At 60.1% G+C, this 16,208-nt stretch carries 9 protein-coding genes; 3 read left to right on the top strand and 6 right to left on the bottom strand.

Going from position 1 to position 16,208, the window contains the following annotated elements; translation table 11 throughout:
* The first annotated feature begins 158 nt into the window (after window positions 1–158).
* From istA to Q0568_RS16390, 3 genes are all read left to right on the top strand, one after another.
* Window positions 159–1,724, top strand: a complete 1,566-nt coding sequence (gene istA, locus Q0568_RS16380; RefSeq protein ID WP_298868433.1) for an IS21 family transposase — start codon at window positions 159–161, stop codon at window positions 1,722–1,724.
* Complete coding sequence (locus Q0568_RS16385) at window positions 1,721–2,470, top strand: ATP-binding protein (RefSeq protein ID WP_298868436.1); 750 nt, start codon at window positions 1,721–1,723, stop codon at window positions 2,468–2,470. Before istA ends, Q0568_RS16385 begins: the two co-directional genes overlap by 4 nt.
* 193 nt (window positions 2,471–2,663) lie before the next feature.
* Window positions 2,664–2,876, top strand: coding sequence for a helix-turn-helix domain-containing protein (locus Q0568_RS16390; protein WP_298868438.1), 213 nt, complete (start codon window positions 2,664–2,666; stop codon window positions 2,874–2,876).
* 37 nt (window positions 2,877–2,913) lie between these two features.
* On the opposite strand, the gene Q0568_RS16395 is transcribed toward Q0568_RS16390, so the two are convergent.
* The 6 genes from Q0568_RS16395 to Q0568_RS16420 form a co-directional block, all read right to left on the bottom strand.
* Window positions 2,914–6,618, bottom strand: coding sequence for a DNA-binding protein (locus tag Q0568_RS16395; RefSeq protein ID WP_298868441.1), 3,705 nt, complete (start codon window positions 6,616–6,618; stop codon window positions 2,914–2,916).
* Window positions 6,615–8,081 (bottom strand): hypothetical protein, encoded by a 1,467-nt coding sequence (locus tag Q0568_RS16400; RefSeq protein ID WP_298868443.1) that lies wholly within the window; start codon window positions 8,079–8,081, stop codon window positions 6,615–6,617. The genes Q0568_RS16395 and Q0568_RS16400 overlap by 4 nt, the downstream gene beginning before the upstream one ends.
* Before the next feature lie 115 nt (window positions 8,082–8,196).
* Window positions 8,197–11,301 (bottom strand): type I restriction endonuclease subunit R, encoded by a 3,105-nt coding sequence (locus tag Q0568_RS16405; protein ID WP_298868445.1) that lies wholly within the window; start codon window positions 11,299–11,301, stop codon window positions 8,197–8,199.
* A complete protein-coding gene (locus tag Q0568_RS16410) occupies window positions 11,298–12,515 on the bottom strand; it encodes a restriction endonuclease subunit S (protein WP_298868447.1) in 1,218 nt (405 codons plus the stop codon). The genes Q0568_RS16405 and Q0568_RS16410 overlap by 4 nt, the downstream gene beginning before the upstream one ends.
* A complete protein-coding gene (locus tag Q0568_RS16415) occupies window positions 12,512–14,080 on the bottom strand; it encodes a type I restriction-modification system subunit M (RefSeq protein ID WP_298868449.1) in 1,569 nt (522 codons plus the stop codon). The genes Q0568_RS16410 and Q0568_RS16415 overlap by 4 nt, the downstream gene beginning before the upstream one ends.
* Window positions 14,081–14,321: 241 nt before the next feature.
* Entirely contained in the window at window positions 14,322–16,112 is a 1,791-nt protein-coding gene (locus Q0568_RS16420) for a hypothetical protein (RefSeq protein ID WP_298868452.1), read from the bottom strand.
* Window positions 16,113–16,208: the final 96 nt, after the last annotated feature.

The following is a 16,208-nucleotide window of genomic DNA, read 5'->3' on the forward strand; positions in this document are numbered from 1 at the left end:
CTGAGTATTCGCTCTTCTGAGTGCCACTGATATTGGGGTTCAGGGCCGCTGTCCTGTCGATGCGATCTCGTCGTTGAGAGCCACCGAATATTCGGGTTCGGGGCCGCCTAGGCTCCTTCTGCCGTGTGGCCTATCACGCGGCAGAAGGAGTGATTCGGATGGTACGCAAGATCAAGGCGAAGCTCGTGCTTCGGTTGCGCACGGAGGGGTTCACGGGGCGGCAGATCGCCGCGCAGGGTATGTCCCGCACCAGCGTGGCCATGGTGCTCGATGCCGCTGACCGGGAGGGCATCGGCTGGGACGACGTCGCGGAGCTCGGCGAAGCGGACGTGTATGCGCGGCTGTTCCCTGGGCGGGGTGAGTATGAGAGTGTTCACATGCAGCCGGACTGGGATCAGGTGCATCGGGAGCTTGCCCGGGTCGGGGTGACGTTGAAGCTGCTGCACGGCGAGTACGTCGACGCCTGCCGCGCCAAGGGCGAGACGGCGATGGGCTACGACCGGTTCTGCAAGACCTACCAGCGTCACGTGCTGGTGATCGGCGCGGCGTCGCGGGTCGGTCACAAGGCCGGGCAGACGGTCGAGGTCGACTGGTCGGGCAAGACGATGGGCCTGACCGACCCGGTCACTGGCGCCACGGCGAGGGTCTACCTGTTCGTCGCGACGCTGCCGTTCTCGAGGTATTCGTTCGTCGAGCCGGCTCTGGACATGCGGCAGGACACCTGGCTGCGCGTGAACGTCGCGATGTTCGAATGGTTCGGCGGGTCCGTCCCGCGGATCGTCCCGGACAACCTCAAGACCGGAGTCATCAAGCACCCCGCCGAAGGCGAAGTCGTGCTCAACGACGCCTATCGGGAACTCGCCGCGCACTACTCCGCCGCGGTGCTGCCGGGCAGGCCCCGGAAGCCGAAGGACAAGGCGAGCGTGGAGAACACCGTCGGGAACGTCGCAACATGGGTGATCGGGGCGCTCCGCAACCAGCGGTTCGCGAGCCTGCCGGAGCTACGCGCGGTGATCCGTGAGCGGGTCGCCGCTTACAACGCGGAGCCGTTCCAGAAACGCGCCGGGTCACGGTTGAGTGTGTTCGAGGCGGAGGAGAAACAACTGCTGCGGCCGTTGCCGGCCGTCGCGTTCGAGATCTCCCAGTGGCTCTACGGCCGCAAGGTTCAGAAGAACGGGCATGTCGTGTTCGAGCGGAACTTCTACTCCGTCCCCTACACGCACATAGGCCGGTCCGTCGATCTGCGCGTCACCGACACGATGCTGGAGGTGTTCGCCGGGGATCAGCGGCTGACCAGCCATCTGCTCGCCCCGGTCGGGGTGGTCAACGAGTATCGGACGCATGACAGCGATCTGCCTGACGGGCACCGCTACCAACAGATGGACCCACAACGGGCACGGGAGTGGGCGGCTCGGGTCGGGGAGAACACCACCACGATCGTGGCCCGGATCTTCGAGTCCGTGCCTGTCGCCGAGCAGGGGCTGGGCGCCGCGCTGGCAGTGCTCAAGTTGACCCGCCGCTACTCCGCGGCCCGGGTCGAAGCGGCCGCCGGTATCGCGCTGAAGTCGCGCATCAACTCGCCCAGGTATGCGCATCTGCGGCCGATCCTGGAGTCGGGCCAGGACCAGACCGGCAGGCGGCAGCCGAGGTTCGAGCCGAGTGCGTGGGAGGAGCCTGCCGGGTATGTCCGCGGCGCCGACTACTACGCGGGAGGCGCCCGATGAGCCGGCTCGATGCGGAGACGAAGCGGAAGCTCCGTGAGATGGGTGTGGGCCCGCTGGTCGACGCGTTCGACGTCCAGGACGAGGGCCTCACGTTGGGGATGGTGTTCGAGGAGCGGATCAAACTCGCCGTCGATGACGCTCACGCCACGTTCACCCACTCCAAAGTCGAGGGCCTGATCCGCCGGGCGGGGCTGCGTTACCCGAACGCGGACCTCCGCCGCGTCGACATGCTCGAACAACGAGGCCTGGACCGCGGGGTGATCGCGCAACTCGGCACCTGCCAGTTCATCACCCGCCAGCAGAACGTCGTGTTCCAAGGCTTCACCGGGTCGGGCAAGTCCTACCTCGGCTCGGCGTTGGCCAAGCAGGCCTGTCAGCACCGCTACCGGGCGCACTACATCCGCATGCCCGACCTCGAAGAGACCTGGGCGACCGCGAAGGACAAACCGGCGGGCAGGGAGAAGTGGTTGCGGAAGTACTCCACGTTCACGCTCCTCGTGATCGACGAATGGCTGCTCGACCCGCCCACCGACGATGTCCGGTCCATGCTGCTCGAGCTCCTCGAACGCCGCTACGACGCCACCTCGACGGTGTTCTGCACCCAGTACGCGAAGAAGGACTGGCACCAGCGCCTCGGCGGCGGTGTCCACGCCGACGCGATCATGGACCGCATCGTCCACAACACCATCTGGATCGAGACCGGCGAGGTCAACATGCGCGAGCAGACCGCCGCCGCAGCCAGCTGAAACCGGGCCGGTGAGCGTCACACCCACGGCAGTGGCGCTCACCGGCAATACCAGCGGCCCCGAAAGTGAATATCGACTGGCACCCAACCGCAATAATCAGTGGCCCTCAAGACTCCAAATGCTCATACGCAGAGCCCGGGCAGGCGAGAGCGCCCGTTCACTCGCCCGGGAGCTCGATGTTGCAAGTTCCGCGATGACGCGCATGCTGAAAGCGCAAGGTGTCGAGATCTCGAAGCGGAAAGTGAGCACCGAGGAGGCGGCCGACCTGGCCAAGGAATACGAGGCCGGGGCCACGATGCGTGAGCTCGAAGCGAAACACGAGTTGTCACACGGAGCGGTACTGCGGAGCTTGCACGGGAGTGGGGTGGAGATGAGGGCGAAGGCGCCGCGCCAAAAGCCGCAATGACAAGCCTGTTGCTGGCTTTGATCACCCCATGTGTCTCTCAACGCCCGTATCGCTTGTGCACCTTCATCGGATTGCGATCATTCTCAACTTTCGTAACGATGCCCCGCTGCTTCAGGGACTCGAGCAGCCTGAGGTTGTCGGCAGTATTCGGCACCTTCGGCTTATCGCGGCCGAATCGCGTCAGCTGAGCGTAGTCACCACCAAGGGAATTCAGAACGCCGAAGAGCTCCGCATCAGACGTCGAGTTCAGATACGGCATGAGATGATGTAGCACCTCGCTCTTTCCGATCGGATGATTCGCCATCTGTTCAACGACCGAGAAACTCACGAGGATTCCTAGCCTTCGAGCAGCCTTCCCGATTTCGACAAGGCCAACGACCCCACCGACTGACGTGTACTCGTCAGCGTTCTCGATGATTATCCGCTTCGCTTCGTCCGTGACCGACGCGCTTGCAAGCACCTTCGCCACGTCGGCACCGACGAGTTCCGGCGTTAGCCACTCTGCGAACTTCGGCGACACTTCGATGATGCGCTCTCGCGTCGCCCAGTCCGTCGAAGCGAGATGCTCATAGGTCGCGGCGTTGCCGGAGATCACCCGACGAGCGACCAGCTCGGGATACAGCGCGCCCGACTCGACGGGTAGATCAGCGGCCTCGAGCCACGCCTTCAGCCCGAGACTTTCCGCCAGTTTTGCTCGGAGCTCAGCACCAAGTGTGGACGGGGTGGAAATCAGGGCGACGGCGAGACTGCGCTTCTCGTTCTCGTCGACATCTTCGTGCTCGATAATCTCCTCACCCGACGCGAGCACCACGGCGAGATTCACATCCACACTGCCGATCTGCGCTATGTATCTCGTCACGTTCGAGAACGTGGCCGGGAACTTATCGTGCGCTGCAAGCACTGGCCAGGCCTCCTCGGGCACATCCCCGACATCCGCAATGCGGCTCTCGTCCGAGGCGGCCTCGATGAAGCGCTCGAGCAGATCCGGCGCGGCTTCGTGCACTTCACCAATAACCACATGGAACAGGTCGGCCGCATGGTTCGTTGCGGCGTAACCGTCGACAGCGTCGAGGTAGCCCTGCAACTCGGCAACCGCCTTGGCATAGACGTCGGCACGGTGAGTAGCCCTGAGCTGGTCGAGGCCAAGACCGGCCTCGTCGCCGACCGCCGCTTGAAGATTCGACAGACTCATCTCATAGAGACCGAGCTTCACGAAAGCCAGCCGCACGACGTCGCTCGTTCCCGACAGGTCGGGCAACGACAGTCCAGCATCTTTGAACAGGAGTGCGATGCGTTCGGCTCTCGCCGCAGGCAACGCAACTCTCGCGATTGCGGGCAGCTGTGCATAGTTCGCCGCGAGGAAGGCCATCGCCTTCTCTGTCACGGTTTGCTTCGGCCTAGCAGCCAAGTTCGCGAGGCACGCGCTCACTAGCTCGGTCCTCATCTCATCGTCGAGATCGATGTCCGCGATCAAGTAGTTCAGCACACGCGGGCTCCGTGACGTGAGCTTCTCCACCAGCGTTTCACTCGACGCACCACTGCTCAAGTAGCTCTCGAGGAACTTCCTGCTGTCTGCGTCGAGGCGCGCCAGAGCCGTGATCATGATGTCAGCGTCCGCGTTGTTTGCGCCCAGAAGGTAATCCAGGATCGCGATATTGAAAAGAGCTGGATCCGCGAGCGACCGGGCTCCGCGCTCACGGATCACAGCCTCTGCGTCCTCGGCTGTCAGGACGAACTGTGCATCCATGAGTCCACGCTCGACGTGATGGATGATGAAGTTCGTGGCCGCAGGACTAACACGGTCCCCGTGGAACGTCGATGTGTAGAGCGTGAAGTTGCGGTCGATGTAGCCCGCACGAATCAGGTTGAACGCGAGCCCCTTCGTGAGCAGCCTCTCTGCCACCGCAGCGAGTGACTGCGAGATGTCCTCGTAGTCGACCAGGAAATCGGGCCGACTCATCAGCTCGCCCATGTCGGACGTGCGCAGAAACGCGAGCTGTTCCTGCAGTTCCCGGATCTGCTCGGACTCCGTCTCGTCGTCGCGTTCGCGCCACGCTTCCACGTCGAGTGTGTCGCCAACGAGTGCAGCGATATCGTTCCGCGACAGCGTGAACGACCCGCTGCCGTAGTACGGATTGCTCCACCCCACAGTGCGGTCCTCGGACTCTGCCAGCTCATGCCAGAACTCGATCGACTCGAACTCCGTGGCGTCGGCACCTCGTCCGTTCAGCATGTACTGCCCGTTTTGAGCCCGGGCGCTATTCGATGAACGCACCAAGAGGTCAATCCGAGCGACCAATAGCTTTCCGAGCCGTGACGCCCGCTGCTTCGCGCCTGTGCGTCGCGAGATCTCCACGCGAGCAGACCGAAGTTCGCGTTCAACGCGCCGGATGTTCTTCGATACCAGTATTCGACTGACCTCGTACAGCTTGTCGAGCTTGCTCTTGCCGAGCCGTATGACCTCAAAATCACTGAGGTGTGTGCTCTTGTAGAGCATCATCGCGAACAGCTGCGTCTCGCTCAGTTCGAGCTGCTTCCCGTCCCCAGCAAAGATCCTGTCCCGGAAGACAACAAACTCGTTGCGCACGTTCTTAAGCAGACGCATGTCTGGTACGAATCGGCCTGCGAGGTCGATCAGGTCTGGTGACACGACGTGCTCAATGCCGCGCAGGATCTGAGTGGTCAAGTTGCGCGCGCTTCGATGCGTGATGAACGGGACGACTGGAATGACCAGGTCGAAAAATTTGGTGCGGTTCGCGCGCACGATTTCAGCCTGCGCCGGATCGGTGATCTCTACGAGCGCCACGTCGACCTTCCGGTTTTCGTGCTCGAGGCTCAACCTGTCGAAGATGCTGTCCTTGATGGCATAGATGAAGCGGATCGGCTTCTTGATCTGCGGTGATGCGTTGAGAAGCGCATTGAGGGAACGCAACGTCTCGAAGATGTGTGAATCGTTAAAGCGGTCGATGTCCTCGAAGATCACTATGTCGCGCTTCGAGGTCTCGAAGAAGTACACGATCTCATCCAGGTACTGATCGAAATACGAGACTGACTTCTCATCCAGCGTCACGGCGGCAGGCCCCGCCGAAAACTGACGGATATGGATCCGGCCATGCAGAAGAGAACGAGCAGCGATGATTGCGCCTGCCGCGAGAAGAGCGATGATCGGGTACACCCAAAGAGCCAACTCAAGGAGCGGTCGGAGAGTTCGTTCGATCGTCCCTGCCCATCCCAAAATCATGAAGGCAACCGAAACGATCACGCCACCGATGAGAGCGAGCGCGATCTCGCGTCCCCAACTGAACCGTTCGATTCGGCGAAAGCGCGAAGCGCGGGCGGACTTCGGTGCTTCTCGATAAAGCAGCTGTTTGACGATCTCCTGCTGGATACGATTCGTTGGTGTCCTCGCCTGAGCCGGAACCGAATCATCAACCTTGGAGTTGTCGATCGGCGAAAGCGTCGAGAGCGAGAGCTCCACCACACGGCCATCGTGATCCTCGGCGACGCGTCCCAAGATGCTGCTCTTACCGACGCCGTAGTTGCCGGAGAGCGCGATGTTCAGGACATCGTCCTTTTTCAGGTTCTCCGCGATGGCCACGACGTACTGCGCGTGTTCGCTTTCGATGAACTCGGGCGTCAGAGCGGTCAAGTCCCAGGCCGGAGCCGCGGGCTCGTCACTGAGAGCGTTCTCCGCCTTCCTCGCGCGCCAGCCATTAAAGTAGTCCTGCACTCGCTTGATCACGAATCTGTCTCCGTCCCCTGGTCAATGGGGAGTTCGTTGCCAGTTTCGATGTTTGAGGCGGACAAGGGCTTACGCGCGTCGACGACCGATGACCGCAAAGTCATCCCGATGCATGATGCTGTCAGTGCCACAACGGCGGGGAGCCGGCGGACACGATCAACGGAGCTTCTTGTGCTGCGATATTGGAGCGCCAGAAACCACCCATGCGTGGCACCGTCGGACGTCAAGTAGCTCGGAAGTTGCGCCTCAAGTCCATTCCAGAATTTGCCGTTGTGCACTTTCTTGACCTCAATCAAGACTCGCGCCGTGGTTCCGGATGCCGCCTTGAAATCGACCGGTCCGCGTCCAAGCTCGACCTCACGATCGATCTCGACGTTGAACTGACGTAGGTAAGGCTGCGCGAGTCCGAGGAACAGTAGCTGCGCCGCTTCTTCAGGCTTCTCTGACCCGTCCGAGTTCCAAAGCAAGCTCCATCCGCGCTGCTGCTCGACGAAGTGTTGGAATCGATCGACGAGCTCGCCAACCAGTATGAGCAAGTCCTCATGTGACATGACAGTCCGCGCCGCGAGCGGATGCTCGACTGCATAGGCAACCGGCGCTTGGTCCCATTGCACGACGCCCAAGGGATCCGCGCTGAAATCGTAGCCGTGGAGATCCTGCCTGCTCGTCTGTTCTCGAGCCCATTCGCGTACTCGATCGGGATGACGGCGCGCCCAGCTAACGATGTCCGCCTTCCGCACGGCTTCCCCAACCTGCAGGTTAAGCGTGAGCCGGATGTCCTCATTGAAGTGCGAGTCGAACCAGTCATCGGCGTTCAGCGTCGGAAGGTCATTGAGCAATGCTCGTGGTAGCAGGATGACCGGTCGGCCATCATTCGGGTTTGTTGGAAGCAGCACGTCTTCGGCGATCCAGCGGGCTGCGTCGAGTGAGACACGTGCCGACTTCACGCGGTGCGCATCAAGTGGGATGCCATGGCGCTCGGCAATCGCCTGGGTGTATGCGATGAAGCGCGCCTTGAGCACGTTGACCGTGGCGTCGGAGATCCGGTCGGGCCCGATGCCGACGTTGAGGATGCCGATTTCCTCGATGTGTTCAGGTTGCGCAAGTCCGGCTGCGATAGCGGTCGCGATGCCGTCAGCCATGGTCGCGGCAAATCGGTCGCCCGAGCCGGAGCCACTCGTACCGCTAGCTGTATATCCCAAGCCAACCTCGAACGGCTCCGGAAAGGTCAGGAGTCGCCGAGCTGCTTGCGCAGAAACGGAGGTCGAGCTGGTCGCTTTCGCCACCAGACCGTAACAATGGACGAAGTGCTCAATGAGCTGCTCGTGGGCGTCGGCCCACTCTCCTCCTGCTTCGAGGAGCAACAACGGATCAACGAATAGCTTGGTATCAATCGTGAGATGCGGATCGAACCAATCGTCATCAGCTGTCTGAGTGACACCGAAGTGCTCGGAGAATCGCATGATTACGAGTACCCCCCGGGTCGAGGCGCGGCCACCGGATTCTCGATCAGCTTGCCACGTTCGACCGACACGCGGTACGCAGTGAAGGACGCCAGTAACCCAAGCACCGTCGCCATTAGTTGGTTCCTCCCGAGCCCAAGCCAAAGAACCGCTCGAAAAACCGCGTGAGCGCCTCAACGGCAGCACGCTTCTTCTCACGATGCCCACCGTCCGCCGCGAACCTCGAAACAGGTGGGAGGATTTTGGTGATCGCGGTTCCTGTTGCCCGGAGCTGACCATCGCGGAAGGCTGCCTCGATGAACGCGCGAGTCTGCTCTGGACGGAGCTGCTGATCCGTGATGAGCGACTCAAGCTCCGCTTCACGCTTCGCAGCGACGAAGGTCTGCCACTGCTCGTCGACCGCACCGGTTACAGAGATCGAATCAACGAAGTCCTCAACGAGGTCCTTCTTGCTGCGTAGGCTCGGGCTGGCATCCACAGCACGAGAGATCTCGGCGCGGATCTCTTTGTCCTCGCCGTCACCGAAGCTGGCGCGGTACTTCTCAACCAGCATCAGAATGTAGTCGACATTGATCTCAACCTGCTTGATGAGCTCGATCTCGAACACGACGTCATCGTTGATCAGTTCCTTGTCGCCGTCGCGGTCCTTGCGGAACTCGGCATAGAAGTCGAGGTACCAGCTGCGGTAGTCCTGTGCCCGACGCTCGCTCAGCGGATCCTGGCCAGCGAACTCGTCGAAAGAGGTCAGGATGTTCTGGAGGCGCAGGATCGCGCCGAAGAGGGCGATGAAGTCCTTCTGTGCGGACTCACCGATGATTTGCTGCCCCAGCGGATACTGCTGCAACAGCTCGGTGACCTTCTCGAGGTAGTCGCTGTAGTAGTCCTGATACGGCTTGAGCAGCACGACGCCGCGGGCGTCCTTGTTGCCGAACAATTCGAGCGCGGAGTTGGTGGCGTCGTCAAGGTTACGGAACGAGACGATGTTGCCATACGTTTTGATCGAGTTCAGGATGCGGTTCGTGCGCGAGTACGCCTGGATGAGCCCATGGGAGCGAAGGTTCTTGTCCAGGAACAGCGTGTTCAGCGTCGTTGCATCGAAGCCGGTCAGGAACATGTTGACGACGATCACCAGGTCGATGTCGCGATTCTTCATGCGCTGCGACAGATCTTTGTAGTAGTTCTGGAACTTGTCAGGGCTGGTGTCGTAGCTCGTACCGAAGTACGCGTTGTAATCCTTGATAGCTACCTCAAGGAACTCACGCGCGTCGCCGCTGAGTCCCTCGGTGTCGAAGGCTTCGTCGTCAAGGATGTCCTCATCGGGCGCATCGTTGGCACCGTAGGAGAAGATCACCCCCACCTTGAGACGACGGTCTGGCGTCAGCTCCTTCTGCTGCGCTTTGAACTCGAGGTAGTAGCGCTGGGCAGCGTCGATTGAAGCGGTCGCGAACAGCGCATTGAAGCCCCGGACGCGCTTCTTCTCACGGAGAGCCTCGGCGCGTCGCCGGCTGCGCACCGCCTCACCGACGTTGATGACCACCGAGTGCTCATAGCTAGAAGCACGCTTGGTCTTCTGATCGAAGTGCTCAAGCGTGTACTTGGCGATCTGCGCCACGCGGCGCGGGTCGAGAAGGGCCTTCTCGGCTTCGACGCCCAGCACCTGCTTGTCATCAGGTGAACCGACCTTGACGGTGTTGATGTAGTCGATCCGGAAGGGCAGGACGTTCTTGTCGGTGATGGCGTTGACGATCGTGTAGGTGTGTAGCTTGTCGCCGAACGCCTGCTCCGTCGTCTTAAGCCGCGGGTTGCCGCCGTTGCCAGCGTTGGCTGCGAAGATCGGGGTGCCGGTGAATCCGAAGAGGTTGTAACGCTTGAACGCCCGAGTGATGTCCGTGTGCATGTCGCCGAACTGTGAGCGGTGGCACTCATCGAAGATGATCACGACGTGGCCGGAATAGATCTCGTGCCCCTTGTTGGCGCGAATGAAGTTCGAGAGCTTCTGAATCGTCGTGATGATGATCCGCGCGTTCGGGTCTTCGAGCTGCTTCTTGAGCACCGCCGTCGAGGCGTTCGAGTTCGCAGCACCCTTCTCGAACCGGTCATACTCGCGCATCGTCTGGTAGTCCAGATCCTTACGGTCCACGACGAACAACACCTTGCTGACGTCTGGAAGCCGACTTGCGAGCTGTGCAGCCTTGAACGAGGTGAGAGTCTTCCCCGAGCCCGTGGTGTGCCAGACGTACCCGCCGGCTTCTACGGTGCCGAGACGCTTGTAGTTGGTGGCGATGTCGATGCGCTGCAGGATCCGCTCGGTCGCGACAATCTGGTAGGGACGCATGACCAGCAGGTCACGGTCGACCGTGAGGACGCAGTACTTGGTCAGGATGTTGAGCAGTGTGTGCTTGGCGAAGAATGTCTTCACAAACGCCGTCAGTTCGGTGATCGGCTTGTTCTGCGCGTCAGCCCACCACGACGTGAACTCGAAGCTGTTGCTGGTCTTCTTCCTGGCGCCGGTGGTCTTCTTACCCTCGTCGATATGACGGTTACGAGTCGTGTTCGAGTAGTACTTTGTCAGCGTGCCATTGCTGATCACAAACAACTGGACGTACTCAAACAGTCCAGACCCCGCCCAGAAGCTATCGCGCTGGTAACGGTTGATCTGGTTGAACGCCTCACGGATGTCCACTCCGCGGCGCTTGAGCTCGATGTGCACCATCGGCAGCCCGTTCACGAGCACCGTCACGTCGTAGCGGTTGGCGTACTTCGCGCCACCTTCACCTTGGCCGATCTCGTACTGGTTGATGACCTGCAGATGGTTGTTGTGGATATTCTTCTTGTCGATCAGCGTGATGTTCTTTGTCGAGCCGTCATCGCGCGTCAGGATTTGGACGTGGTCCTCCTGGATGCGGGTCGTCTTCTCGATGATGCCATCGTTCTGGCTCGCAACCTTGTCCTTGAAGAAGTCATCCCATTCAGTCTCGCTGAAGGTGATGTTGTTCAACGCCTCGAGTTGCACGCGAAGGTTGGCGACGAGTTGCGCCTCTGAGGTGATCGGAAGATACTCGTACGCCTGCGACTGGAGCAGGCGGATCATCTCGCGCTCGAGGTGCGCCTCAGACTGGTAGCTCGTCGAATGAGACGACTCGGGGATGTATTCGGCAACAACCGTGCTCTCCCCCGAGACTGCGATCGGATCGTACTTGCGGCCAAGTGCGTCACTCATGCCGAGGCCTCCTCGAAGGTGAGGAGCTTGTCGCGGTAGTACTCATACTGCTTACGGCGCGCAACAAGTTCGTCGCTCAGCGAGCCAATCAGGTCATCGCATACGCGCAAGACGCGTAGGATCTCGCGCTGACGTTTGAGCGTCGGCATCTCCACAACAAATCTCGCGAACTGCTCTTGCTTCCAACGGCGGCGACTCTTCATTGTTCCGCGTTCAGTCCCAGTCACTTCCGCCTCTATGCGGGCGAGCGTGTAAGGATCGCAAAGATAGTGAAGCAGCCACTCTGGCTCGACCGCCGAACTGTCGATGTCAAAGACTGGGAACTCGTTGGAAACAACAGCTCCACCACATTCCGGTGGAATCAATGCAAACGAGCCTTCAACTACAAACATGCGATTGTAGACAAGTTGACCAGGGGACACGCCATAGAGAGTCGTTGCCTTGATCTCTGCGCCGCTCCGAGGTTCGCGAGTCAACACGCCCTCGCCATTCCATTTTACGCCGAGGTTGACGTATGACTCATCCGGCCTAACTCGGATTGGATCCACAACTTCGCGTGCGAGTGTGCCAAGGCTCACTTTCGTTACTGCGTTTTTACCCGCCTCGGCGTCACGGGATTTTACCGCGAAATTGATTGCAAGGGCAGTTCGCTGCGCTCGTCTCTCCTGGATCTCAGATTCCAGGGCATCGACGAGCGCACGGAATTGATCCAATATTATCACGATCTCGCGCTGAAGTTCAATAGGTGGAATGGGAATTCGATAGTTCAGGATCGCCGTCTTGTTACCCCGCGGCATCTTCGCACCCTTGGCGTGCTGCATGTTGTAGGTAAAAAAGCCGTCCGATGAGAGTACATAGTAGAGAAACTCGGAGTCGAGTTCCTCACGGCTCTGTCCGTTGACTCGAATCGCCAGGACGTCGCCGCTACAGCCGCCTTCGTTCGTCGCGCACCAGACCTTCTTCAAGTACGGACGAATGTTGCCGAGCAGAATGTCGCCCGGCTCGTACGCTGTCAGGCGCGCCGTGTTCGGCAGGTATGTCGCGTCAATTCGCCCCCCTTTATCTGCGACGAGGTTATCGACACCGACGAAGCTTGTTTCATCGAGCTCCGCAGCGTCGACGCGAGTCGATGAATAATCGGCAACGTCAGACAGCAACGCATGCCGCACTCCAGCGGATGTCAGCTCCGGGATCAGGCCGTCGACTCGGCTCACTTGGCCCCCTCCAGTCCCGCAACAATCTCGTCAATCGAAGCCCGGAGTTCAGCCTGCCGTGCCACGATCTCGGCAATCTCCGCGTTCAACGACGTGATGTCGACCACCTCGCGAGTGTCCTCAGCCTCGACATACGAGGACACCGCGATGTTGTAACTGTTGGCCGCGATGTCGATGTTCGAGACGAGCGCGGAGTAGTGCGCTTCCTCGACGCGTCCGTCGAGGGTCATCAGGACGTTCTGTTGATGGTCGGGCATCAGCTTGTTCTTGTTGCCGACGCGCTTGAACTCCGATGAAGCATCGATGAACAGCACCGAGTTGTCCTTCTTCGACTTCTTCAGCACGATGATGCAGGTCGCGATGGTCGTGCCAAAGAAGAGGTCCGGCGGCAGCTGGATGACGGCGTCGACGTAGTTGTTATCGATGAGGTACTTGCGGATCTTCTGCTCCGCACCCCCTCGATACAGCACGCCAGGGAACTCAACGATGGCCGCAGTTCCGTTCACGGCCAGCCAGCTCAAAATGTGCATGGTGAAGGCCAGGTCTGCCTTGGACTTCGGCGCCAGCACGCCGGCGGGCGCGAAGCGCTCGTCGTTGATCAGGATGGGGTTGGCGTCTCCCTCCCACTTGATCGAGTAGGGCGGGTTGGAGACGATCGCCTCGAACGGCTCGTCATCCCAGTGGGCCGGGTCGATGAGCGTGTCGCCGTGTGCAAGGTTAAACTTCTCGTAGTTGATGTCGTGCAGGAACATGTTGATCCGCGCGAGGTTGTACGTGGTCAGGTTGATCTCCTGACCATAGAAGCCCTGGCGGACGTTCTCCTTGCCGAGCACCTTGGCGAACTTCAGCAGCAGCGAACCTGAGCCTGCCGCGGGGTCGTAGACCTTGTTCACGGCCTGCTTGCCGAGTACCGTGATCCGCGCCAACAGCTCCGAGACTTCTTGGGGCGTGTAGTACTCACCACCGGACTTGCCGGCATTCGCCGCATACATCTGCATCAGATACTCGTAAGCATCACCGAAGAGGTCAATCGAGTTGTCCTGCAGGTCGCCGAGCGGGAGGTCGCCGATCGCGTCAAGGAGCTTCACTAGCTTCTCATTGCGCTTGGCGACCGTTGCCCCGAGCTTGTTGCTGTTGACGTCGAGATCATCGAAGAGCCCCTTGAGGTCATCCTCGCTGTCCGTACCGAGCGCGGACCCTTCGATGTTCTTGAAAACCCGCTCCAGCGTCTCGTTCAGGTTGTCGTCCTGGGCTGCACGAGCCCTGACGTTTGCGAACAGCTCGGACGGCAGGATGTAGAAGCCCTTCTCAGAGACAGTCTCCTCACGACCGAACTCGGCGGCCGCATCAGGGAGGGTCAAGTAGTCGAACTGCTCGTCGCCCGCAGCGCGCTCGCCCTTGTTGATGTATGCAGTCAGATTCTCGGAAACGAAGCGGTAGAAGAGCATGCCGAGCACATAGGTCTTGAAGTCCCAACCATCGACGCTGCCCCGCAGATCATTCGCGATGCGCCAGATCGTCTTGTGCAGCTCAGCGCGCTGTCCTTCTTTGGTGGTCGGTGCCATGTCTCGTCGTCTCCTGCGCATCACGGGCGCGATTTAGTTGCTGGTAGTGCTCTCATCAAGGTATCGGTGAACACCGACATCGAACGCGAAAGGCACCGTTAGAAGACACATCAGCGGGAGCGAGCCGCTCGAACCGCCAGACTGCGCTTTCGAATAATTATGGCATGAACTGGTATTTTCGTGAAGTTTGGTTGCTGACTCTTGGGTCGACCCCACTTCCACGAACCGAGAGAGACGCAGTTCAGACGGATGTTGCAGGGCGCAGTTTCCAGATCGGCCAATCCTGCACGTTGAGTAGCTGCCCGTCGTCAAGCTGCCCGATGAGGTACTCGATCTCATCGGCATCGCCTAGCAACAGGGCACACGACAATTCCGCCTCCGCGGCCATGTTGTAGTCGCTTCTTGAAATCTGACGCTTCAGGTCGTGAATGGCTCGTCGCTGTGCAGCTGTGAGGCACCCCCGACGCCACAGGATCTGCCATCGGTTGATGAGATGGGGTGGGAGCTCGCCTTCCACAGAGATCAACCACTCATTGAGAGTTTCAGCGGCACGTAGGAACTCCTCCTCGCGCATTTCGCTTGCGTCAGCCGCCGAGATCAGAGCCAGTACCCTCCGATTCGCAAGACTTGTTGTCTGAGGAGAGCCGAGCAACGCCTCATACGCTGGCACGATGTCATCGAGGCGCAGGTTGAGGACGCGCGGCAGTACCTCCTGCTCGACAATGTCGTACGCCGTCACTGGCGCCGCGTCCTCCGGCTCGTCGGTGTCCGCGCTCCATCGGTACATCTGTGGAGCGGCCAAAGCGAACGGGTCCACGTACTTCCATCTGTTTGGCTCACTACCAGGCAACACGAGGATCATGAGCGCCCATGGGCCAATGTCCATCAGCCCTCGCGCGAGCTCGCCCTGCTCGTTGTACGGCTCTTCGCCCTTGATGAGTGCGCGATGCAGGTTCTGAAGGTTAAGTATTTGAGCACCGTCAAGGTCGTCGAACTCCACGAGCGAGGAGTCAACAGCCATTAATCCAAAGAGTTCGTCGAGTTGACCGAGAAAGTTGACCTGAGCGTCGAGGCCTGCAACCCAGGCATCATCGGGGGTGGCGCCGATCGATACATTCGCACCATTCACGCGGATCTCTGCACTTGACGTCATCTCGCCAAGGAACCTCGTGGCTCTCCACCGCGCGGCAAAGTTGCTTGGTGCATCAAAGTTGATGAGTACTTGCTGTTGACCAGGCGTGGAGGTGAAGGTCAGGGATAGACCTTGGTCAAGTTTGAACTCGACAGCAGCCGCGTTGAGTCGTCGACTGACCACCTTGTCATAGCTGATCGACTCGCTGCCGATGACGACGTCGCTCTCGTGTTCGACGTAATCCTGAGGGATGATTCGCAACGCACCACCAAGTGGGATGGATAGACCACCCTCGGTGTTCATCTCCAGAGCAAAGTCAACCTCTCCGGGAATGAGCAGCAGCGGCGCCGTGAGGTCCAGATCTCTTGCAGAGTGCAACGTGATCGACTGCGTGTGCTCGAAAAGCGCCGAGTCAAACCCCAGAGTCGTCAGCTGATGTTTCGTTCTGAGGGCGAGGCCCATAAGCGGCTCGAGCTCTTCAGCATCGTCAGGAAGAAGCTGGAACGGGACAAGCACCGACTTCTGCGTTTTCGAAACCTGACGGATGTGATGCTCAATGACGAAGGGCGAGAGGAGGGCGTAGTAGGCGGTACAGACGCCGTCGTCGCCAACCAGCACGAGACAGTAGAACACTCCCCCGTCTTTCTGGAACGCCACCAGGTCGGTGCGGCTTATGCGAAAGCTAGGTGCGACCGGCACTGGCCCGGATACCGTCCGACCCTTGACCTGAACCGATACGCGCCCGAGCCAGTCGCCCTTGCTCTGGCCGAGTCCTCTGTATACGTCAATGTGACCGTCAGTGAACGGAGTCTTATCGTTCGACGCGATGTAAGCCTTCAGATGGGGACAGAGCGCAATCGTGCCCTGTATCTTCGTGACTGCAAGGGCTTCGACGTCCATGTATCCATCCTGCCAGCGGTCCCCGACACGCTGACGCGGGCCCGCGTGTGACGCAAATCGCGCCGGGTCACGGGTGCGAAGTAGTGAGTCCGGCTG

This window comes from uncultured Microbacterium sp. (assembly GCF_937927635.1).
In the GTDB taxonomy this organism is placed as follows: domain Bacteria; phylum Actinomycetota; class Actinomycetes; order Actinomycetales; family Microbacteriaceae; genus Microbacterium.